The sequence below is a fragment of the Pseudomonas sp. BIGb0278 genome, from assembly GCF_024809895.1.
In the GTDB taxonomy this organism is placed as follows: Bacteria; Pseudomonadota; Gammaproteobacteria; order Pseudomonadales; family Pseudomonadaceae; genus Aquipseudomonas; species Aquipseudomonas shirazensis.
Genome location: NZ_JANUEL010000004.1, coordinates 109,688 through 129,831 on the forward strand (window position 1 = coordinate 109,688; position 20,144 = coordinate 129,831).

Here is a 20,144-nt window from a genome sequence, read left to right on the forward strand (position 1 = left end):
GCCCGGTTATTTTCGCTGCGAAAAGCTGACTTGCAGGTTTACACTCTCTGCTCCCTTCACAGGAGCAGAGCAGTGCTGACTCATCTCGATTCCCAGGGGCGCGCCAATATGGTCGACGTCACTGAAAAAGCCGTGACCCAGCGCGAGGCAGTGGCCGAGGCGCGGGTACGCATGTTGCCGCAGACCCTGCAGATGATCGTCGACGGTGATCACCCCAAGGGTGATGTGTTCGCCGTGGCGCGTATTGCCGGTATCCAGGCGGCGAAAAAGACCAGTGACCTGATCCCGCTGTGCCACCCGCTGATGCTCACCAGCGTCAAGGTCGAGCTCACAGCCGATGGCGTTGATGGCGTGCGTATCGTTGCCCGCTGCAAGCTCGCCGGGCAGACCGGAGTGGAGATGGAAGCACTGACGGCTGCCAGCGTCGCCGCGCTGACCATCTACGACATGTGCAAGGCCGTCGACAAAGGCATGGTCATCGAACAGGTGCGCCTGCTGGAGAAGGTCGGCGGCAAGAGCGGCGACTTCAAGGCGGCCGCGCAATGAGCGTCGAGGTGGTGTACTTCGCCCGCTATCGCGAGCTGCTTGGGCGTGACGGCGAGCGTCTGGAGGGCGACTTCGAAAATGTTGAAGCAGTGCGCCAGGCGCTACTTGGCAAAGGCCCGGAGTATGCCGTGCTCGCCGAGCAGAACCTGATGTGCGCGCGCAACCAGGACCTTTGCCGTTTGGCTGAACCACTGGCAGATGGCGACGAAGTGGCGTTTTTCCCACCGGTGACCGGAGGCTGAACATGGCCGTACGAGTGCAGCAACAGGCGTTCGATCCCGGCGCCGAGGTCAATGCCATGCACGCAGCCAATGCCGGCGTCGGTGCGGTGGTGAGTTTTGTCGGCTATGTGCGCGACTTCAACGATGGCCGCGAAGTGGCGGGGATGTTTCTCGAGCACGCCCCCGGCATGACCGAAAAGGCCCTGACCAAGATCATCGTCGAAGCCGAGCAGCGTTGGCCGTTGCTCAAGGTTGAGGTGCTGCACCGTATAGGGACGCTTCAGCCCGGCGAGCCGATCGTTTTTGTCGGCGTCGCCAGCGCGCACCGTCAGGCCGCCTTCGATGGCTGCAACTTCATCATGGATTACCTGAAAACCCGCGCGCCGTTCTGGAAGAAAGAAACCACCGAAGACGGACCACGCTGGGTCGAGGGCAGGCACAGCGATCAGCAGGCTGCCGAACGCTGGTAGTTCGGCAGGGCCTGCGATCGGACTATCAGTGCGCCTTGCGCGGCACAGCCTGAAGCAGCTCGTCAGGCGGCATTTCGCACTTGATCTTGCGACCCAGCAGGGCTTCGATGCCCGGCAACTGATACGAGTCGTCTTCACCCGCAAAACTGATCGAGATGCCAGCGGCGCCAGCGCGGCCGGTGCGGCCGATGCGGTGCACGTAGTCGTCCGGATCTTCCGGCAGGGTGAAGTTGATCACGTGGCTGATGCCATCGATGTGAATCCCGCGCCCGGCAACGTCGGTAGCGACCAGCACGGTGACGCGCCCTTCGCGGAAATTCTCCAGAGTACGAATACGCTTGTGCTGCGGTACATCGCCGGACAGCTGAGCGGCGTTGATGCCATCGCGCACCAGGCGCTCTTCGATACGCCGTACTTCGTCCTTGCGGTTGGCAAAGACCATCACCCGTTCCCACTTCTGCTGGGTGATCAGGTTGTACAGCAGCTTGTACTTGTCGCTGCCGGCAACGGCGTAGACGTGCTGCTCGACAGTTTCGCTGGCGACGTTTTCCGGCTCGATCTCGACGATCGCCGGGTTGGTGGTCCACTGCTTGGCCAGGTTCATCACGTCGTCGGTGAAGGTCGCCGAGAACAGCAGGGTCTGCCGTTCGCTCTTCGGCGGGGTCTGGCGGATGATCTGCCGGACCTGAGGGATGAAGCCCATGTCGAGCATACGGTCAGCTTCATCGAGCACCATCACTTCGACCATGTCCAGGTGCACTTCGCCGCGCTGGTGGAAGTCCAGCAGGCGGCCCGGGGTGGCCACCAGAATGTCGCAGTGACGGGCTTCAAGCGCTTTGAGCTGCTTGTCGAAGTCCATGCCGCCAACAAAGGTCATGACGTTGAGGCCGCTGTACTTGGTCAGGTCGGCGGCGTCCTTGGCGATCTGCACCACCAGCTCGCGGGTCGGCGCGATGATCAGCGCACGCGGCTCGCCCATGTAGCGCTCTTTCGGCGGCGGCGTCTGCTGCAGCTGGGAAATGATCGAAATCAGAAACGCGGCCGTCTTGCCGGTACCGGTCTGGGCCCGGCCGATGGCGTCCTGACCGCGCAGGGTATAACCCAGAACCTGGGCCTGGATCGGCGTGCAGTACGGGAAGCCGAGGTCTTGAATGGCATGCATCAGCTCGTTGCTGAGCTTGAAGTCGTGGAAGCGGGTCTTGCCTTCCTGAGCTTCGACGACGAAATCTTCCGGCTTCCACAGGCTGGCCTGTGGCTTGGGCTTGCGTTCGCGGCGAGGCTTGGCTTGCGCAGGCTTTTCGCTGCGCGGCGATACAACCGGCGCAGCAGCAACGGCAGGCTCGGGGTGAGGCTTGACCTCGGTAGCAGGCGGTAGAACCGCAGGTGCGGGTGCTGTCTCAGTGGCTTGGGGAGCAGCCGTTTGCGCTGCGGCGTCTCCCTTGCCGAATATCTTTTTCAGTGCCTTCAGCACGGTCATCTCGTTATTTGATTAAGGAATATACGCCGGCCAGTGTAATGCAAGATTCGGGCGCGGCGTAGGAGAATGCACCGGCAGCTGCCTGCCGGCCGGGTTCAACGCAGCCGTTCGCTGAGCCAGTCGTAGATATCGGCAAGCTCGGCCACGGCCACTTCATGCTCCATCGGGTACTCCTGCCAGCGCGCGGCGACGTTCCATTGGCTCAGGTACTCGAAGGCGGTGCGGCCCATCGACGGGATCACCACCGGGTCATGGATGCCGTGCAGGCACAGTGCAGGAGTGCGCTCCTGGCAGGCACTGAGTTGGTGCTCGGCGCTGAAGGTCGGCGCGTAGGTCGACAGGGCAATGACCCCGCCGAGCGCTTCCTGCCACTTTATATAGGCAGTGTGCAGCACTACCGCGCCGCCCTGGGAAAACCCGGCGAGGATGATCCGCGCCAAGCTGATGCCTTTGGCCTGCTCGGCCTTGATCAGCTGGATGATCTGCTCGGCCGACTCGTCCAACTGCGCTTCATCGATGGCGCGCGCCGGGGTCATGGCCTTGATGTCGTACCAGCTGGGCATGGCGTAGCCGCCATTGATGGTGACTGGGCGGGTCGGCGCCTGGGGCATGACGAAGCGCGTGCTGAGCAAACGCTCCTGAAGAAATTCGGCCACCGGTAGGAAGTCGTAACGGTCGGCACCCAGGCCGTGCAACCAGATCACACAGGCGTCAGCGGTGGTTTGCGGTTCGATAATCAACGGGTTGGTCATAACTGCTCCGAATTTGTGCGCGTGTACGTATTAGGTGCATTAAAAAAAGGCAGGGGTAGCGAATGCCTTAACAAGATGTCGCAACTGTACAACTTTTCCTACTTGACGACCGCTTAAACGCTTAAGCCGGCAACTGTGGTACGCGCCTTGCTATGGGTCTACCGATGCGAAGGGATTAACCGGCGACGGTAACACCCCTCGTTTGGATCAAAGGCTGTCACAGAACAGCTCATTGCACCACGTGACCCAAAAACAAGCCAACAGGGGTCGGATGCGCCTCATAAGGGTGCGGTGCAATTCCGGCTCGACACAACAAGAGCGATTTGGAGGTTGTAGATGAAGATGTTGAAAACCACGCTGGCAGTCCTGACCGCTGCCGCCGCGCTGGGTGCAACCAGTTTTGCCCAGGCCGGCGCTACGCTGGATGCGGTAAAGAAAAAGGGCTTCGTCCAGTGTGGCGTGAGCGATGGCCTGCCGGGTTTCTCGGTACCTGACGCCAAGGGCAACATTGTCGGCATCGATGCCGATGTGTGCCGTGCGGTAGCCGCTGCAGTGTTCGGCGATGCCACCAAGGTCAAGTTCAGCCAGCTCAACGCCAAGGAGCGCTTCACTGCGCTGCAGTCCGGCGAAGTCGATGTACTCTCGCGCAACACCACCTGGACCAGCTCGCGTGATGCTGGCATGGGCCTGGTCTTCGCTGGCGTGACCTACTACGACGGCATCGGCTTCCTGGTCAATAAGAAGCTCGGTGTTTCCAGCGCCAAGGAGCTGGACGGCGCGACCGTCTGCATCCAGGCAGGCACCACCACCGAACTGAACGTCTCCGACTACTTCCGCGCCAATGGCCTGAAGTACACCCCGATCACCTTCGACACCTCCGACGAGAGCGCCAAGTCGCTGGAATCGGGCCGTTGCGATGTGCTCACCTCGGACAAGTCGCAGCTCTACGCACAACGCTCCAAGCTGGCAGCACCGACCGACTACGTGGTACTCCCGGAGACCATCTCCAAGGAGCCACTGGGCCCTGTCGTGCGTAAAGGTGATGAAGAGTGGTTCAGCATCGTCAAGTGGACCCTGTTCGCCATGCTCAATGCCGAAGAAGCCGGCCTCACCTCGAAAAACGTCGAGGCTGAAGCCAAATCCGGCAAGAACCCGGACAACGCCCGCCTGCTCGGCGCTGACGGCGAATACGGCAAAGACCTCAAGTTGCCCAAGGACTGGGTGGTACAGATCGTCAAGCAAGTGGGTAACTACGGCGAAGTGTTCGAGAAGAACCTTGGCAAGAGCACCCCGCTGCAGATCGATCGTGGCCTGAATGCCCTGTGGAACAACGGCGGCATCCAGTACGCACCTCCGGTGCGCTGATGGCTGCACCTGCGGCGGCATCCTGCCGCCGCAGGCTGTTCTGATCCCTTTTTTCCGGGGCACTTCATGCAAAATCAAATCGGCGCACCCAAGGGCTTTTCCCTTAGTGATCCACGTGTGCGCGCGTGGCTGTTCCAGATCCTCACGGTGGTCTGCGTGGTCGGTCTGGGCTGGTACCTGATCCACAACACCCAAACCAACATGCAGCACCGGGGCATCACCTCGGGCTTCGACTTTCTCGAGCGCAGTGCTGGCTTCGGCATTGCCCAGCACCTGATCGACTATACCGAAGCGGACACCTACTCGCGGGTGCTGCTGGTCGGCCTGCTCAACACCTTGCTGGCGAGTGTCATCGGTATCGTCCTGGCGACCTTGATCGGCTTTACCGTGGGGGTCGGCCGCCTGTCCTCCAACTGGGTGGTCTACAAGTTGGCCACGGTCTACGTCGAGACCTTCCGCAACATCCCGCCACTGCTGCAGATCCTGTTCTGGTACTTCGCGGTGTTCACCGCGTTGCCTGGGCCGCGCGGCAGCATCAATATCGATGACCTGTTCTTTATCAGTAGCCGCGGCGTGAACATGCCGGGCGCGTCGATGGCCGATGGCTTCTGGCCGTTTGTGGTTTCGCTGGTGGTCGCCATTGTCGCGGTGGTGCTGATGGTGCGCCAGGCCAACAAGCGCTTCGAGCTAACCGGGCAACCGTTCCACAAGTTCTGGGTCGGCCTGGCGCTGATGGTCGGCATTCCGGCCATGTGCGTGCTGCTGTTCGGCAACCCGCTGCAGTGGGAAGTGCCGCAGCTCAAAGGCTTCAACTTTGCCGGTGGCTGGGTGCTGATCCCCGAGTTCATGGCACTGACCCTGGCGCTGTCGATCTATACCGCTGCGTTTATTGCCGAAATCGTGCGTGCCGGCATCCGCTCGGTCAGCCACGGCCAGACCGAAGCCGCCCGTTCGCTGGGGCTGCGCGAAGGCCCGACGTTGCGCAAGGTGATCATTCCCCAGGCGCTGCGGGTGATCATTCCACCGTTGACCAGCCAGTACCTCAACCTGACCAAGAACTCCTCACTGGCAGCCGTTATCGGCTACCCGGAACTGGTCTCGCTGTTTGCCGGCACCGTACTCAACCAGACCGGCCAGTCGGTCGAGGTCATGGCGATCACCATGGCGGTTTATCTGACGATCAGCATCAGCATCTCGTTGCTGATGAACTGGTACAACAAGCGCATTGCGCTGATCGAGCGGTAGGAGTCGCGCATGAACGCCCATGTTTTCAAACCTGATATGCCACCACCGGTGAAAACCGTTGGTGTGGTGGCCTGGATGCGCGCCAACCTGTTCTCCAGCTGGATCAACACGCTGCTGACCTTCTTTGCCATCTACCTGGTCTGGCTGGCCGTGCCGCCGCTGCTGCAGTGGGCGTTCATCGACGCCAACTGGACCGGCACTACCCGCGCCGACTGCACCAAGGAGGGCGCCTGCTGGGTGTTCGTCCAGCAGCGCTTCGGCCAGTTCATGTATGGCTATTACCCGAGCGATCTGCGCTGGCGAGTCGACCTGACCGTGTGGCTGGGCGTGATCGGCGCTGCGCCGCTGTTCATCCGTCGCTTCCCGCGCAAGGTGGCCTACGGCATTGGCTACCTGCTGGTCTACCCGACCGTGGCGTACTTCCTGCTGCATGGCGGCAGCTTTGGCCTGAGCCAGGTACCGACCTCGCAGTGGGGCGGGCTGATGCTGACCCTGGTGATCGCTACCGTCGGTATCGCCGCGGCATTGCCGTTGGGGATTCTGCTGGCACTTGGGCGGCGCTCGCGGATGCCGGTGATCAAGTCGGTGTCGGTGACCTTCATCGAGTTCTGGCGCGGTATTCCGCTGATCACTGTGCTGTTCATGTCTTCGGTGATGCTGCCGTTGTTCATGCCAGAAGGCATGAGCTTCGACAAGCTGCTGCGGGCGATGATCTTCGTCATCCTGTTCGAGTCGGCGTACATCGCCGAGGTGGTACGCGGTGGCTTGCAGGCCATCCCCAAAGGCCAGTACGAAGCCGCGTCGGCGATGGGCCTGGGTTACTGGCGCTCGATGGGCCTGGTGATCCTGCCGCAGGCCTTGAAGCTGGTCATCCCGGGCATCGTCAACACCTTCATTGCCCTGTTCAAGGACACCAGCCTGGTGATCATCATCGGCCTGTTCGACCTGCTCAACAGCGTGCGCCAAGCCACGGCAGACCCGGCCTGGTTGGGTATGGCGACCGAGGGCTACGTGTTTGCCGCCCTGGTTTACTGGATTTTCTGTTTCGGTATGTCCCGCTACTCCATGCACCTGGAGCGCAAGCTGGACACTGGCCACAAGCGTTAGGAGTTTCAAAATGAGTGAAGCGATCAAGCAGCCTGCCGGCCCCGAAGGCATCATCCAGATGCAGGGCGTGAACAAGTGGTACGGCCAGTTCCATGTGCTCAAGGACATCAACCTGAACGTGCGTCAGGGCGAGCGGATCGTCTTGTGCGGGCCGTCCGGCTCAGGCAAGTCGACCACCATTCGTTGCCTCAACCGGCTCGAGGAGCATCAGCAAGGGCGCATCGTCGTTGACGGCGTCGAGCTGACCAACGACCTCAAGCAGATCGAAGCGATCCGCCGCGAAGTCGGCATGGTGTTTCAGCACTTCAACCTGTTCCCGCACCTGACCATTCTCGAGAACTGCACCCTGGCGCCGATGTGGGTGCGCAAGATGCCCAAGCGCAAGGCCGAGGAAATCGCCATGCACTATCTGGAGCGCGTGCGCATCCCGGAGCAGGCGCACAAGTTCCCTGGGCAGTTGTCGGGTGGTCAGCAGCAGCGAGTGGCAATTGCCCGAGCGCTGTGCATGAAGCCGAAGATCATGCTGTTCGATGAGCCGACCTCGGCGCTCGACCCGGAGATGGTCAAGGAGGTGCTCGACACCATGGTGGGCCTGGCCGAAGACGGCATGACCATGCTCTGCGTGACTCACGAGATGGGCTTTGCCCGCACCGTGGCCAACCGGGTGATCTTCATGGACAAGGGCGAGATCGTAGAGCAGGCGGCGCCGGATGACTTCTTCGACCGGCCGCAGAGCGACCGCACCAAGTTGTTCCTCAGCCAGATCCTGCACTGATACAAAAAGGGGCCGCGATTGCGGCCCCTTTTGTTTATTTCTCTTCGCTCGGCGCTACCGGCGCCGGCGGTGGGCGCAGGCCCACTTCGGCGATCAGCTTGAGCTGCTTGCCATTGCGCATCACCTCGATCGCCACCTTGTCGGTCGGCTTGATCCGCGCCACCTGGTTCATCGACTTGCGCCCATCGCCCGCCGGCTCGCCGTTGATGCTCAGGATCACATCACCCAACTGCAAGCCTGCGCGCTGCGCCGGGCCATCGCGGAAGATCCCTGCTACGACGATCCCTGGTTTGCCTTCGAGGCCAAACGATTCGGCCAATTCCTGGCTGAGTGGCTGCACCTCGATCCCCAGCCAGCCGCGAATCACCTGGCCGTGTTCGATGATCGACTTCATCACCTCAAGCGCCAGTTTTACCGGGATGGCGAAGCCGATACCCTGCGAACCGCCGGACTTGGAGAAGATCGCCGTGTTGATACCGACCAGGTTGCCATTGGCGTCGACCAGCGCACCCCCGGAGTTGCCGGGGTTGATCGCCGCATCGGTCTGGATGAAGTCTTCGTAGTTGTTCAGGCCCAGCTGGTTACGCCCGGTGGCGCTGATGATGCCCATGGTCACCGTCTGGCCAACCCCGAACGGGTTGCCGATGGCCAGCGAAACGTCGCCGATGTGGATAGTGTCGGAGCGGCCGATGGTAATCGCCGGCAGGTTCTTCAGGTCGATCTTGAGCACCGCCAGGTCGGTTTCCGGGTCGCTGCCGATCACTCGGGCCAAGGTCTCGCGGCCGTCCTTGAGGGCGACCACTATCTGGTCGGCACCGCTGGTGACGTGGTTGTTGGTCAGCAGGTAGCCTTCCGGGCTCATGATCACCGCCGAACCCAGGCTCGATTCCCAGCGCCGTTGCTTGGGCAGGTTGTCACCGAAGAAGCGGCGGAACTGCGGGTCTTCGAACAGCGGGTGGGCACTCTTGTTGACCACTTTGGTGGTGTACAGGTTGACCACCGCTGGCGCCGCCAGGGTGACGGCGTCGGCGTACGACACCGGGCCCTGCATGATCCGCGTGGTCTGCGGCGCCTGCTGCAGGTTGACGTCCTGGCTGGGCAGGCCGACCCACTCGGGAAAGCGCTGGATGACCAGCATGGCGATCAATATGCCGGTAAGCAGTGGCCAGCCAAAGTAACGCAGAACCTTGAGCATCGAATCAATCCTGGAGTAGGGCAGGGCCGTCGCAGAGCGGCCCGGGGAGGCGCGCGCGATGATACACCTGAACACGGCGCGCGGCGACGGCCACTGCGGCGCATCGTCGGCGTGCGTTTGGCGGGCGTCTGCCAGCGGTATCCGCAGCGCCGGCGACAGCTCATAATGGCCGCCATTATAGGGCCTTGCGCCCCGCCTACATGCCACTGCGAGGAGATTTTTCATGGCCGTCGCCCTCACCACGCTGGTCACCGAAGCCGAACGCTATCTGAACAGCGCACGGATCCAGGATTACTGCCCCAATGGCCTGCAAGTCGAAGGTCGGCCCCAGGTCAGCCGCATCGTCAGCGGCGTTACCGCAAGCCAGGCATTGCTTGATGCGGCAGTAGAAGCCGAGGCTGATCTGGTGCTGGTGCACCATGGTTACTTCTGGAAAGGCGAAGACCCGTGCATCACCGGCATCAAACAACGTCGCCTTAAGACGCTGCTCAAGCATGACATCAGCCTGCTGGCGTTCCATCTGCCGCTGGATGTGCACCCCGAGGTTGGCAACAACGTGCAACTGGCGCATCAGTTGGGCATCACCGTCGAAGGCCCCCTGGAGCCAAACAATCCCAAGGTGGTAGGCATGCTCGGCTCGCTCGACGAGCCAGTCTCGGCGCGTGATTTCGCCCGCCGCGTGCAAGAGGTACTGGGTCGCGAGCCGTTGCTCATCGAAGGCGAGCAACTGGTGCGGCGGATCGGTTGGTGCACCGGCGGCGGTCAGGGCTACATCGACACGGCGATTGCCCAGGGCGTCGACCTGTTCATCAGTGGCGAGGCCTCCGAGCAGACCTTTCACAGCGCCCGCGAAAACGGCATCAGCTTCATCGCTGCCGGCCACCACGCTACCGAGCGCTATGGCGTGCAGGCGCTGGGTGACTATCTGGCCCGGCGCTTTGCCGTCGAGCACCTGTTCATCGACTGCCCGAATCCGATCTGAGCGCCAGATTGCGTGCTCCTACACCTGCTGAAGCCCCAAACCGGCAGTCATATGGTTAGACCGTTTCGATCTAGCCGCCTGCCTAAATAGAAGCAGTCGCTGTGCTAAAGTGGCTCGCTCGAACACGGCCCGCTGGCCGTTCATAAGATCGTTTTACGTGAGTAGCCATGGTCGACAAACTGACGCACTTGAAACAGCTGGAGGCGGAAAGCATCCACATCATCCGCGAGGTGGCCGCCGAGTTCGACAACCCGGTGATGCTCTACTCGATCGGTAAAGACTCTGCCGTGATGCTGCACCTGGCGCGCAAGGCCTTCTTCCCGGGCAAGCTGCCGTTTCCGGTGATGCACGTCGATACCCAGTGGAAATTCCAGGAGATGTACAGCTTCCGCGACAAGATGGTCGAGGAAATGGGCCTGGAGTTGATCACCCACGTCAACCCGGAAGGGGTGGCGCAGGGCATCAACCCATTCACCCATGGCAGCTCCAAGCACACCGACATCATGAAGACCCAGGGCCTCAAGCAGGCACTGGACAAGTACGGCTTCGATGCCGCCTTCGGTGGTGCGCGCCGCGACGAGGAGAAATCCCGGGCCAAGGAGCGGGTCTATTCGTTCCGCGACAGCAAGCACCGCTGGGACCCGAAAAACCAGCGCCCTGAGCTGTGGAACGTCTACAACGGCAAGGTCAACAAAGGCGAGTCGATCCGCGTCTTCCCGCTGTCGAACTGGACCGAGCTGGACATCTGGCAGTACATCTACCTTGAAGGCATCCCGATCGTGCCGCTGTACTTCGCCGCCGAGCGTGAAGTCATCGAGAAGAACGGCACCCTGATCATGATCGACGACGAGCGCATTCTCGAGCACCTCTCCGAGGAAGAGAAAGCCCGCATCGTCAAGAAGAAGGTGCGCTTCCGTACCCTTGGCTGCTACCCGTTGACGGGCGCGGTGGAGTCGGATGCCGACAGCCTGACCGACATCATCCAGGAGATGCTCCTGACGCGCACTTCCGAGCGTCAGGGCCGGGTCATCGACCACGATGGCGCAGGCTCCATGGAAGACAAAAAACGCCAGGGCTACTTCTAATTTTCAGGGTTACTCCATGTCGCATCAATCCGATTTGATCAGCGAAGACATCGTCGCTTATCTGGCTCAGCACGAGCGCAAAGAACTGCTGCGGTTCCTTACCTGCGGCAACGTCGATGACGGCAAGAGCACCCTGATCGGGCGCCTGCTGCACGACTCGAAAATGATCTACGAGGACCACCTCGAGGCCATTACCCGCGACTCGAAAAAGTCCGGCACCACGGGCGAAGAAGTCGACCTGGCATTGCTGGTCGATGGCCTCCAGGCCGAGCGCGAGCAGGGCATCACCATCGATGTCGCCTACCGCTACTTCTCTACCGCCAAGCGCAAGTTCATCATCGCCGACACCCCGGGCCATGAGCAGTACACCCGCAACATGGCCACCGGTGCGTCGACCTGCGACCTGGCGATCATCCTCGTCGATGCCCGCTACGGCGTGCAGACCCAGACCCGTCGGCACAGCTACATCGCCTCGCTGCTGGGCATCAAGCACATCGTCGTTGCGGTCAACAAGATGGACCTCAAAGGCTTCGACGAGCAGCTGTTCGAGTCGATCAAGGCTGATTACCTGAAGTTTGCGCAGGCCATTGACCTGACCCCGAGCAGCCTGCACTTCGTGCCGATGTCTGCGCTCAAGGGCGACAACGTGGTAAATCGCAGCGAGCGTTCGCCGTGGTACAGCGGCCAGACCTTGATGGAAATCCTCGAGACCGTCGAAGTCGCTGCCGACCGCAACTTCACCGACCTGCGTTTCCCGGTGCAGTACGTCAACCGGCCCAACCTGAACTTCCGCGGCTTTGCCGGCACCCTCGCCAGCGGCGTGGTGCACAAGGGCGACGAGATCGTCGTACTGCCGTCGGGCAAGAGCAGCCGGGTCAAATCCATCGTCACCTATGAAGGTGAACTGGAGCACGCCGGCCCAGGCCAGGCCGTGACCCTGACCATGGAAGACGAGATCGACATCTCCCGTGGCGACCTGCTGGTGCATGCCGACAACGTGCCGCCGGTGACCGACCAGTTCGACGCCATGCTCGTGTGGATGGCCGAAGAGCCGATGCTGCCGGGCAAGAAGTACGACATCAAGCGCGCCACCAGCTACGTGCCGGGCTCGATCGCCAGCATCACCCACAGGGTCGATGTGAACACCCTCGACAAGGGCGCGGCCAGTTCGCTGCAGTTGAACGAGATCGGCCGGGTTAAGGTCAGCCTCGACTCCGCCATCGCGCTGGACGGCTACGACAGCAACCGCACTACGGGCGCGTTCATCGTCATTGACCGCCTGACCAACGGCACCGTTGGTGCCGGCATGATCATCGCACCGCCGGTACTGCCGCACGGCAGCACTGGTCAGCATGGCAAGCAGGCCCATGTCACCACCGAAGAGCGCGTTCTGCGCTTTGGTCAGCAGCCAGCCACCGTGCTGTTCAGCGGCCTGTCCGGCGCTGGCAAGAGCACCCTGGCCTACGCCGTGGAGCGCAAGCTGTTCGACATGGGCCGGGCGGTCTACGTGCTCGATGGCCAGAACCTGCGCCATGACCTGAACAAGGGCCTGCCACAGGACCGCGCCGGGCGCACCGAGAACTGGCGTCGCGCCGCGCATGTCGCGCGTCAGTTCAACGAAGCCGGCATGTTGACCCTGGCTGCGTTCGTCGCACCGGATGCCGAAGGCCGCGAACAGGCCAAGGCGCTGATCGGCAAGGAGCGCTTGATCACGGTTTACGTGCAGGCTTCGCCACTGGCGTGCCGCGAGCGTGACCCGCAGGGCCTGTACGCCGCTGCTGGCGATAACATCCCGGGCGAAAGCTTCCCGTTCGATGTGCCGCTGGATGCTGATCTGGTTATCGATACCCAGAGCAGCAGCGTCGAAGACGGCGTCAAGCAGGTGCTGGAAGTGTTGCGTCAGCGTGGTGCTATCTAAGACCCGTTGAGGTAACTGAAAAACCCCGCTTCGGCGGGGTTTTTTGTTTGTTGCGTGTGCCTGAAGATCGGCAAGGGCTGCAGTGGGGCCCTCAAATATGCTTCTCGGACACCGGAATCACCCGCCGCTCCTTGACTGCCTTGTACGAAAAACTCGAATAGATCTCCTTCACCCCAGGCAGCCGCTGCAGCACCTCGCGGGTAAATTCCCCAAACGATTCCAGATCCCGCGCCAGAATCTCCAGCAAAAAATCGTAGCGTCCGGACACGTTATGGCAAGCGACGATCTCGGGAATTTCCAGCAATCGCCGCTCAAATGCCAAGGCCATCTCTTTGGTATGTGAATCCATCATGATGCTGACGAACGCGGTCACGCCAAAGCCCAAGGCCTTGGGCGAGAGCACTGCCTGATAGCCAGTGATGTAGCCGTTGTCTTCGAGCAGCTTGACCCGCCGCCAGCAGGGCGAAGTGGTCAGGGAAACCCGATCGGCGAGTTCGGAAACCGTGAGGCGGGCGTTGTCCTGCAAGGCGCCGAGCAGGGCGCGATCGGTGCGGTCAAGGGTCGTAGGCATGGCTTGCCCTTCCAGAGAGTCAATTGTTGTTTTTATGCCCGCAGGTGCCGATTTTGCTGGGCGACTTTGGAAAAATCCCGGTGGTTCGTTGGCATAAGCTTATAACAAACCACAAGAGGCTGTAGCCATGGACGTTGCCAAGCGCCAATCCGGATTCTCCACCCGAGCCATTCACCACGGCTACGATCCGCTCGCCCATGGCGGGGCGCTGGTGCCGCCGATTTACCAGACGGCTACCTATGCCTTCCCCACGGTCGAATATGGCGCAGCGTGCTTTGCCGGGGAGCAGCCGGGGCATTTCTATAGCCGTATTTCCAACCCTACCCTGGACTTGCTGGAACAGCGCATCGCCTCACTGGAAGGCGCTGAGGCAGGGCTGGCGCTTGCCTCAGGCATGGGCGCGATCACCGCCACCCTGTGGACCTTGCTGCGCCCTGGCGATGAGCTGCTTGTCGGCCAGACGCTTTATGGCTGCACCTTTGCCTTCCTGCACCACGGTATCGGCGAGTTCGGCGTCAAGATCCGGCACGTCGACCTCAACGACGCGCAGGCGCTGGCCGCTGCGATCAACGACAAAACTCGCATGATCTATTTCGAGTCGCCCGCCAACCCCACTCTGGAACTGGTCGATATTGCCGCCGTAGCGCAGGCCGTGCACGGTCGTGACATTCATGTGGTGGTCGACAACACCTTCTGTACACCTTATCTGCAGCGGCCGCTGGAGCTTGGCGCGGACCTGGTCGTGCACTCGGCAACCAAATACCTGAGTGGCCATGGCGACATCACTGCCGGGCTGGTGGCGGGGCGCAAGGCGTTGATTGACCGTGTTCGTCTGCAAGGTCTGAAAGACATGACTGGCGCGGTGCTGTCGCCGCACGATGCGTCACTGCTGATGCGCGGAATCAAGACGCTTGGCCTGCGCATGGATCGGCATTGTGCCAATGCGGCGCAGGTGGCTGCGTTTCTGCAGGGCCAGCAGCAGGTCGAGTTGCTGCATTATCCCGGCCTGCCGAACTTCGCCCAGTACCCGCTGGCGCAGCGGCAGATGCGTTTGCCGGGTGGCATGATCGCCTTCGAACTCAAGGGTGGTATCGAAGCCGGTCGGCGCTTCATGAATGCCCTGCAGCTGTTCAGCCGCGCGGTCAGCCTGGGTGATGCCGAGTCACTGGCCCAGCATCCAGCGAGCATGACCCACTCCAGCTACACCCCTGAAGAGCGTGCGCAGCACGGCATAGGCGAGGGGTTGGTGCGGTTGTCGGTGGGGCTTGAGGATATCGAGGACCTGCTGGCTGATATCGAGCAGGCATTGCGCGCCAGCGTTTGAGCGGGCTCAGGCTTCGTTCATGAATCGAAAAGGGGCCGCTTTGCGGCCCTTCGCGGGTGAACCCGCTCCCACAAAAACCTGTGGGAGCGGGTTCACCCGCGAAGGGCTGCAAAGCAGCCCCAACATCAGCAATAAAACCTTGAAGAACCAGTGCTTACAGCTCGGATCAGCGCTTGAGGCCGTAGCTCTCGTCGAGCATGCCCGGCGAGTTAGGCGTCTTGGGCGCGTAGTCACGCGGCACTTCGGCGGTGTCTTTCGGCGGCGTCAGGCGATCGCGATGGCTTTGCGCAGCCTCCGAATGCAGCGCTGCCAGCAGACGCTGACGGGTCAGCTCGTCCAGGGCCAGGCGGTTGGCACCGTCGGCCAGGTGATCCTGCACGTCCTGATAGCTCTGGGTCAGGCGTTGAACCAGGGCTGCGGTGCTGTTGAAGTGGGTGACCACTTCACTTTGATAACTGTCGAAACGTTGCTGGATATCATCCAGTTGACGCTGTGTGCTGCTGGGCGCTGCGTTGGGCAGCAGGCGGGCCACGACGAAGCCGACGACTACGCCGACGACCAGGGCCAGGGTCGGCAACAACCAAACAAGGAGCGAGAGTTCCACGAGTCCTTCCTCTATAAACGGCTTTGCTTTACGTTAACGGCTCAGACCTGCGCTGTATACCGCGAACGATCGCAAATATTTCAGAACAGAATTCATCAGCTAGACGAGTCGACCCCTTCCGAGGTCACGGAGTAGTGCTTTGCTTATCCGCGAAACCCCCTTGTTCATCGATGGCCCATGCGGCCAACTGGAAGCCTTGCAGCTGGAAGTGGCCGAGCCGCGTGGCGTAGTGCTGATCTGCCACCCTAATCCGGTGCAGGGCGGCACCATGCTCAACAAGGTGGTCTCGACCCTGCAACGCACTGCTCGCGATGCTGGCTACAATACGCTGCGCTTCAATTACCGCGGCGTCGGCCAAAGCGCTGGCGGCCATGACATGGGCGCGGGTGAAGTGGCTGATGCCGAGGCCGTCGCCGCCTGGGTGCGGACCAGCTACTCCGAGCTACCGCTGGTGCTGATGGGCTTCTCGTTTGGTGGTTTCGTTGCCGCGAGTCTTGCCGGGCGTCTGGAAAGCCAGGGCGCAACGCTGCAGCAGCTGTTCATGATCGCACCTGCTGTGATGCGTTTGAATGACGACTTCCCGCTGCCGCAGGTTTGCCCGTTGACCGTCATCCAGCCAGACAGCGACGAAGTCGTCGATCCTCAGCTGGTTTACGAATGGTCCGACAGCCTGTCGCGCCCCCATGAGCTGCTGAAAGTGGCAGAATGCGGACACTTTTTCCATGGCAAGCTGACCGATCTGAAGGATCTGGTGCTGCCGCGCCTCTCGAACTGAGCCAAGCCTGATCAAGCGATTACCCATGACTACGCGCATTCTTACCGGTATCACCACCACCGGCACCCCGCACCTGGGCAACTACGCCGGCGCCATTCGCCCGGCCATCCTTGCCAGCCAACAGCCCGGTGCCGACTCGTTCTATTTTCTGGCCGACTATCACGCGCTGATCAAGTGCGATGACCCGCTGCGCATCCAGCGTTCGCGCCTGGAGATCGCCGCCACCTGGCTGGCGGGCGGGCTCGACCCGGACAAAGTCACCTTCTACCGTCAGTCCGACATCCCCGAGATCCCTGAGCTGACCTGGCTGCTGACCTGCGTTGCCGGCAAGGGCCTGCTCAACCGCGCCCACGCCTACAAGGCGTCGGTAGACAAGAACCTGGAAAACGGCGAAGACCCGGATGCCGGCGTGACCATGGGCCTGTTCAGCTACCCGGTGCTGATGGCGGCGGACATTCTCATGTTCAACGCGCACAAGGTGCCGGTTGGCCGTGACCAGATCCAGCACGTGGAAATGGCCCGTGACATTGGCCAGCGCTTCAACCACCTGTTCGGCCAGGGCAAGGAGTTCTTTGCCATGCCCGAGGCGGTGATCGAGGAAAGCGTGGCGACCCTGCCGGGCCTTGATGGGCGCAAGATGTCCAAGAGCTACGACAACACCATCCCGTTGTTCGCCAGCGCCAAGGACATGAAAGACGCCATCTCGCGCATCGTCACCGACTCCCGTGCACCCGGCGAAGCGAAAGACCCGGACAGCTCGCACCTGTTCACCCTGTACCAAGCGTTCGCTACCCCGGCGCAATCGGCAGAGCTACATGAAGCGCTGCTGCAAGGGCTGGGCTGGGGCGAGGCCAAGCAGCGCCTGTTCCAGCTGCTGGACGGCCAACTGGCCGCGCCACGCGAGCATTACCATCAGCTGATCGCACGTCCTGCTGACCTTGAAGACATCCTTCTGGCCGGCGCGGCCAAGGCGCGCAAGAGCGCGACGCCGTTCCTCGAACAACTGCGCGAAGCGGTCGGCCTGCGCTCGTTCCGCAGCAGTGTCCAGGCCAGCACCGACGTGAAGAAAAAGGCCGCCAAGAGCGCCCGCTTTGTCAGCTTCCGTGATGAAGACGGCAGCTTCCGCTTCCGCCTGCTGGCCGCCGATGGCGAGCAATTGCTGCTGTCGCGCAGCTTCGCCGACGGCAAGAGCGCCGGTGCGGTGAGCAAGCAACTGCAGCAGGGTGGTGAAGCCGATGTACGCGTCGACGGCCTGAGCTTTGCCCTGTGGCTGAACGGTGAGCAGGTCGCGGAAGGCCCGCAGTTTGCCGATGCATCAGCGCGCGACGCTGCCGTGCAAGCCTTGCACGCAGCGCTCCAGCCACAAGCCGACTGAGGCATTTCGCCGCAAGTCTGATTGCCATTATGCGGGCCCGTCGCTACAGTGACGGCCCGCTTTTGTTACCTCGCCAGCGAATTATGACGCCTTTAGAACGATATCAAGCAGATCTCAAACGTCCCGATTTTTTCCATGATGCGGCGCAGGAAACAGCGGTGCGTCATCTGCAGCGTCTGTACGACGACCTGGTCGCGGCGCAGAACAACAAGCCCGGCGTGCTCGGCAAGCTGTTCGGCAAGAAGGACCAGGCCCCGGTCAAGGGCTTGTACTTCTGGGGTGGGGTAGGGCGCGGCAAGACCTATCTGGTCGACACCTTCTATGAGGCGCTGCCGTTCGAACAGAAGATGCGCACGCACTTCCACCGCTTCATGAAGCGCGTGCACGAAGAAATGCGCACGCTCAAGGGCGAGAAGAACCCGCTGACGGTGATCGCCAAGCGCTTCTCCAACGAAGCCCGGGTCATCTGTTTCGATGAGTTCTTCGTCTCTGACATTACCGATGCGATGATCCTCGGCACCTTGATGGAAGAGCTGTTCAAGAACGGCGTATCACTGGTCGCGACCTCCAACATCGTGCCTGACGGCCTGTACAAGGATGGCTTGCAGCGTGCGCGCTTCCTGCCAGCCATCGCCATGATCAAGCAGTACACCGATGTGGTGAACGTCGACAGCGGCGTCGACTATCGTCTGCGTCACCTCGAGCAGGCCGAACTGTTCCACTTCCCGCTCGATGCCGCTGCGCACGAGAGCCTGCGCCAGAGCTTCAAGGCTCTGACCCCGGAGTGCACGCAGGCGGTCGAGAACGACGTGCTGATGATCGAGAATCGCGAGATTCACGCCCTGCGTACCTGTGACGATGTCGCCTGGTTCGACTTCCGCGCCTTGTGCGACGGGCCGCGCAGCCAGAACGACTACATCGAGCTGGGCAAGATCTTCCATGCCGTGCTGCTGAGCAATGTCGAGCAGATGGGTGTGGCTACCGACGATATCGCCCGGCGCTTCATCAACATGGTCGATGAGTTTTACGACCGTAACGTCAAGCTGATCATTTCAGCTGAGGTTGAGTTGAAGGATCTGTACACCGGAGGGCGGCTGAGCTTCGAGTTCCAGCGTACGCTGAGCCGTTTGCTGGAGATGCAGTCGCACGAGTTTCTGGCGCGAGCGCATAAGCCTTAATTCGGTGTAGTTGGGGCCGCCTTGCGGCCCTTCGCGGGTGAACCCGCTCCCACAGGATTCGCAGCGCCCCATGTGAGCTGTGGGAGCGGGTTCACCCGCGAAGGGCTGCAAGGCAGCCCCCATGCCCCTCAAGCCTCTTGCATGAACTGCTGCCGATACTGGTTCGGCGAAAGCTCGGTATGCTGGCGGAACAGCCGGGCAAAGAAGCTCGCATCGTCGTAGCCCACCTCATAACTGATGGTCTTGATGCTCTTGCGGGTACTCGACAGCAAGCCCTTGGCGGTTTCGATGCGCAGCCGTTGCAGATAGTGCAGGGGCTTGTCGCCGGTAGCCGTCTGGAACCGGCGCATGAAATTGCGAATGCTCATGCCATGGTTGCGGGCGACGTCTTCAAAGCGGAATTTGTCCGCGAAATGCTCTTCAAGCCAGTGCTGAATCTGCAGGATGATCAGGTCCTGATGCAGCTTCTGCCCACCAAAACCCATACGCCCTGGGGTGTAGTTGCGTTGCACTTCATAGAGGATGTCGCGGGCTACCGCGCGGGCGACATTGGCCCCGCAGAAGCGCTCGATCAGGTAAATGTACAGGTCGCACGCCGAGGTCGCGCCGCCCGCGCAGTACAGGTTGTCGGCATCGGTCAGGTGCTTGTCCTGGTTCAGCCGCACAGCCGGGAAGCGCTCAGCGAAGTCAGTGAAGAAGCGCCAGTAGGTGGTCGCCTCCTTGCCATCGAGCAAGCCCGCTTCGGCCAGCCAGTACACGCCGCTGGCTTCGCCACAGAGCACCGCGCCACGCGTATGCTGCTCGCGTAGCCATGGCAAGACCTGCGGATAACGCTGCTGAAGGTTGTCGAAGTCATCCCAGAACGCCGGCAGGATGATCACATCGGCATCGCCCAGGCCGCCGTCTACCGGCACCTGCACGTTGCTGAAGCTGTCCACCGGTGCAGCGTCGGGGCTGACCAGGCAGATTTCGAACATCGGTTGCAGGCCCAGGCCCATTTGCTTGCCGTAGCGCAGGCTGGCCAGGTGGAAGAAATCCTTGGCCTGCATCAGGGTCGAGGCGAACACATTATCGACGGCCAGAATGCTGACGCGCCGCAATGAAGCGGTGGGTTGGGTAAAGATCATTGTCATTGTTCTTATAGGGTAGAGTGGTCAATCACCGGCTGGATCGTCTTAT

At 61.5% G+C, this 20,144-nt stretch carries 20 protein-coding genes; 14 read left to right on the forward strand and 6 right to left on the reverse strand.

Features of this window, described 5'->3' with window-relative positions; genetic code table 11:
• Positions 1 to 72 precede the first annotated feature (72 nt).
• The 3 genes from moaC to moaE are packed head-to-tail and all read left to right on the forward strand — an operon-like array spanning position 73 to position 1,237.
• Positions 73 to 546, forward strand: coding sequence for a cyclic pyranopterin monophosphate synthase MoaC (gene moaC, locus M2396_RS15880; protein WP_101322033.1), 474 nt, complete (start codon positions 73 to 75; stop codon positions 544 to 546).
• Positions 543 to 788, forward strand: coding sequence for a MoaD/ThiS family protein (locus M2396_RS15885; RefSeq protein WP_150572142.1), 246 nt, complete (start codon positions 543 to 545; stop codon positions 786 to 788). Before moaC ends, M2396_RS15885 begins: the two co-directional genes overlap by 4 nt.
• A gap of 2 nt (positions 789 to 790) precedes the next feature.
• Positions 791 to 1,237: a molybdopterin synthase catalytic subunit MoaE gene (moaE, locus tag M2396_RS15890; protein ID WP_101322031.1), complete on the forward strand. Its 447-nt coding sequence runs from the start codon at positions 791 to 793 to the stop codon at positions 1,235 to 1,237.
• Between the two features lie 25 nt (positions 1,238 to 1,262).
• On the opposite strand, the gene rhlB is transcribed toward moaE, so the two are convergent.
• Together rhlB and M2396_RS15900 are read right to left on the reverse strand one after the other, a co-directional pair.
• Positions 1,263 to 2,708: an ATP-dependent RNA helicase RhlB gene (gene rhlB, locus M2396_RS15895; protein ID WP_101323100.1), complete on the reverse strand. Its 1,446-nt coding sequence runs from the start codon at positions 2,706 to 2,708 to the stop codon at positions 1,263 to 1,265.
• Positions 2,709 to 2,809: 101 nt separating this feature from the next.
• On the reverse strand, positions 2,810 to 3,466 hold the full coding sequence (locus tag M2396_RS15900; RefSeq protein WP_220632509.1) for an alpha/beta hydrolase: 657 nt from the start codon (positions 3,464 to 3,466) through the stop codon (positions 2,810 to 2,812).
• A 336-nt stretch (positions 3,467 to 3,802) separates the two neighbouring features.
• Between M2396_RS15900 and M2396_RS15905 the strand changes: the two genes are divergently transcribed.
• The 4 genes from M2396_RS15905 (at position 3,803) to M2396_RS15920 (ending at position 7,958) form a co-directional block, all read left to right on the forward strand.
• Positions 3,803 to 4,831 carry an amino acid ABC transporter substrate-binding protein gene (locus M2396_RS15905; RefSeq protein WP_101322029.1) on the forward strand — a complete coding sequence of 343 codons (1,029 nt, stop codon included), beginning with the start codon at positions 3,803 to 3,805 and terminating at the stop codon, positions 4,829 to 4,831.
• A gap of 66 nt (positions 4,832 to 4,897) precedes the next feature.
• Positions 4,898 to 6,076 (forward strand): amino acid ABC transporter permease, encoded by a 1,179-nt coding sequence (locus tag M2396_RS15910; RefSeq protein ID WP_101322028.1) that lies wholly within the window; start codon positions 4,898 to 4,900, stop codon positions 6,074 to 6,076.
• A gap of 9 nt (positions 6,077 to 6,085) precedes the next feature.
• Positions 6,086 to 7,183, forward strand: a complete 1,098-nt coding sequence (locus tag M2396_RS15915) for an amino acid ABC transporter permease (RefSeq protein WP_101322027.1) — start codon at positions 6,086 to 6,088, stop codon at positions 7,181 to 7,183.
• Positions 7,184 to 7,193: 10 nt separating this feature from the next.
• Complete coding sequence (locus M2396_RS15920; RefSeq protein ID WP_103438495.1) at positions 7,194 to 7,958, forward strand: amino acid ABC transporter ATP-binding protein; 765 nt, start codon at positions 7,194 to 7,196, stop codon at positions 7,956 to 7,958.
• Positions 7,959 to 7,992: 34 nt separating this feature from the next.
• Here M2396_RS15920 and algW read toward each other — a convergent pair whose 3' ends face one another.
• A complete protein-coding gene (algW, locus tag M2396_RS15925) occupies positions 7,993 to 9,153 on the reverse strand; it encodes a Do family serine endopeptidase AlgW (protein ID WP_101322025.1) in 1,161 nt (386 codons plus the stop codon).
• Between the two features lie 223 nt (positions 9,154 to 9,376).
• Between algW and M2396_RS15930 the strand changes: the two genes are divergently transcribed.
• The 3 genes from M2396_RS15930 to cysN all read left to right on the forward strand — a co-directional run bounded on the left by M2396_RS15930 (position 9,377) and on the right by cysN (position 13,138).
• Positions 9,377 to 10,135 (forward strand): Nif3-like dinuclear metal center hexameric protein, encoded by a 759-nt coding sequence (locus tag M2396_RS15930; RefSeq protein WP_188036621.1) that lies wholly within the window; start codon positions 9,377 to 9,379, stop codon positions 10,133 to 10,135.
• A 167-nt stretch (positions 10,136 to 10,302) separates the two neighbouring features.
• The gene (gene cysD, locus M2396_RS15935; protein WP_101322023.1) at positions 10,303 to 11,220 is read left to right on the forward strand and encodes a sulfate adenylyltransferase subunit CysD; all 918 of its coding nucleotides are present in this window, start codon (positions 10,303 to 10,305) and stop codon (positions 11,218 to 11,220) included.
• Positions 11,221 to 11,236: 16 nt separating this feature from the next.
• A complete protein-coding gene (cysN, locus tag M2396_RS15940) occupies positions 11,237 to 13,138 on the forward strand; it encodes a sulfate adenylyltransferase subunit CysN (RefSeq protein WP_188036620.1) in 1,902 nt (633 codons plus the stop codon).
• Positions 13,139 to 13,229: 91 nt separating this feature from the next.
• Here the strand turns inward: cysN and M2396_RS15945 are convergent, their stop codons facing one another.
• Positions 13,230 to 13,709 (reverse strand): Lrp/AsnC family transcriptional regulator, encoded by a 480-nt coding sequence (locus tag M2396_RS15945; RefSeq protein WP_101322019.1) that lies wholly within the window; start codon positions 13,707 to 13,709, stop codon positions 13,230 to 13,232.
• Positions 13,710 to 13,836: 127 nt separating this feature from the next.
• On the opposite strand from M2396_RS15945, the gene M2396_RS15950 reads away from it, so the two are divergent.
• Positions 13,837 to 15,033: a methionine gamma-lyase gene (locus tag M2396_RS15950; RefSeq protein ID WP_188036619.1), complete on the forward strand. Its 1,197-nt coding sequence runs from the start codon at positions 13,837 to 13,839 to the stop codon at positions 15,031 to 15,033.
• A 166-nt stretch (positions 15,034 to 15,199) separates the two neighbouring features.
• Here the strand turns inward: M2396_RS15950 and M2396_RS15955 are convergent, their stop codons facing one another.
• Entirely contained in the window at positions 15,200 to 15,637 is a 438-nt protein-coding gene (locus tag M2396_RS15955) for a YhcB family protein (protein ID WP_101322017.1), read from the reverse strand.
• Between the two features lie 139 nt (positions 15,638 to 15,776).
• On the opposite strand from M2396_RS15955, the gene M2396_RS15960 reads away from it, so the two are divergent.
• The 3 genes from M2396_RS15960 to zapE all read left to right on the forward strand — a co-directional run bounded on the left by M2396_RS15960 (position 15,777) and on the right by zapE (position 18,965).
• On the forward strand, positions 15,777 to 16,412 hold the full coding sequence (locus M2396_RS15960; protein WP_259075936.1) for an alpha/beta hydrolase: 636 nt from the start codon (positions 15,777 to 15,779) through the stop codon (positions 16,410 to 16,412).
• 25 nt (positions 16,413 to 16,437) lie between these two features.
• Entirely contained in the window at positions 16,438 to 17,787 is a 1,350-nt protein-coding gene (locus tag M2396_RS15965) for a tryptophan--tRNA ligase (protein WP_101322015.1), read from the forward strand.
• A gap of 83 nt (positions 17,788 to 17,870) precedes the next feature.
• Positions 17,871 to 18,965, forward strand: coding sequence for a cell division protein ZapE (gene zapE / locus M2396_RS15970; protein WP_101322014.1), 1,095 nt, complete (start codon positions 17,871 to 17,873; stop codon positions 18,963 to 18,965).
• 128 nt (positions 18,966 to 19,093) lie between these two features.
• Here zapE and M2396_RS15975 read toward each other — a convergent pair whose 3' ends face one another.
• Entirely contained in the window at positions 19,094 to 19,990 is an 897-nt protein-coding gene (locus M2396_RS15975; protein WP_259076222.1) for a GlxA family transcriptional regulator, read from the reverse strand.
• Between the last annotated feature and the right edge of the window lie 154 nt (positions 19,991 to 20,144).

What these genes read in the sequence shown, in the direction of transcription:
- M2396_RS15950 (WP_188036619.1), top strand. Translation starts at nt 13,837, where the DNA reads ATGGACGTTGCCAAGCGCCAATCCGGATTCTCCACCCGAGCCATTCAC.
- M2396_RS15965 (WP_101322015.1), top strand. Translation starts at nt 16,438, where the DNA reads ATGACTACGCGCATTCTTACCGGTATCACCACCACCGGCACCCCGCAC.
- cysD (WP_101322023.1), top strand. Translation starts at nt 10,303, where the DNA reads ATGGTCGACAAACTGACGCACTTGAAACAGCTGGAGGCGGAAAGCATC.
- cysN (WP_188036620.1), top strand. Translation starts at nt 11,237, where the DNA reads ATGTCGCATCAATCCGATTTGATCAGCGAAGACATCGTCGCTTATCTG.
- algW (WP_101322025.1), bottom strand. Translation starts at nt 9,153, where the DNA reads ATGCTCAAGGTTCTGCGTTACTTTGGCTGGCCACTGCTTACCGGCATA.
- M2396_RS15905 (WP_101322029.1), top strand. Translation starts at nt 3,803, where the DNA reads ATGAAGATGTTGAAAACCACGCTGGCAGTCCTGACCGCTGCCGCCGCG.
- M2396_RS15945 (WP_101322019.1), bottom strand. Translation starts at nt 13,709, where the DNA reads ATGCCTACGACCCTTGACCGCACCGATCGCGCCCTGCTCGGCGCCTTG.
- M2396_RS15915 (WP_101322027.1), top strand. Translation starts at nt 6,086, where the DNA reads ATGAACGCCCATGTTTTCAAACCTGATATGCCACCACCGGTGAAAACC.
- M2396_RS15900 (WP_220632509.1), bottom strand. Translation starts at nt 3,466, where the DNA reads ATGACCAACCCGTTGATTATCGAACCGCAAACCACCGCTGACGCCTGT.
- zapE (WP_101322014.1), top strand. Translation starts at nt 17,871, where the DNA reads ATGACGCCTTTAGAACGATATCAAGCAGATCTCAAACGTCCCGATTTT.
- moaE (WP_101322031.1), top strand. Translation starts at nt 791, where the DNA reads ATGGCCGTACGAGTGCAGCAACAGGCGTTCGATCCCGGCGCCGAGGTC.
- M2396_RS15930 (WP_188036621.1), top strand. Translation starts at nt 9,377, where the DNA reads ATGGCCGTCGCCCTCACCACGCTGGTCACCGAAGCCGAACGCTATCTG.
- M2396_RS15910 (WP_101322028.1), top strand. Translation starts at nt 4,898, where the DNA reads ATGCAAAATCAAATCGGCGCACCCAAGGGCTTTTCCCTTAGTGATCCA.
- M2396_RS15885 (WP_150572142.1), top strand. Translation starts at nt 543, where the DNA reads ATGAGCGTCGAGGTGGTGTACTTCGCCCGCTATCGCGAGCTGCTTGGG.
- M2396_RS15920 (WP_103438495.1), top strand. Translation starts at nt 7,194, where the DNA reads ATGAGTGAAGCGATCAAGCAGCCTGCCGGCCCCGAAGGCATCATCCAG.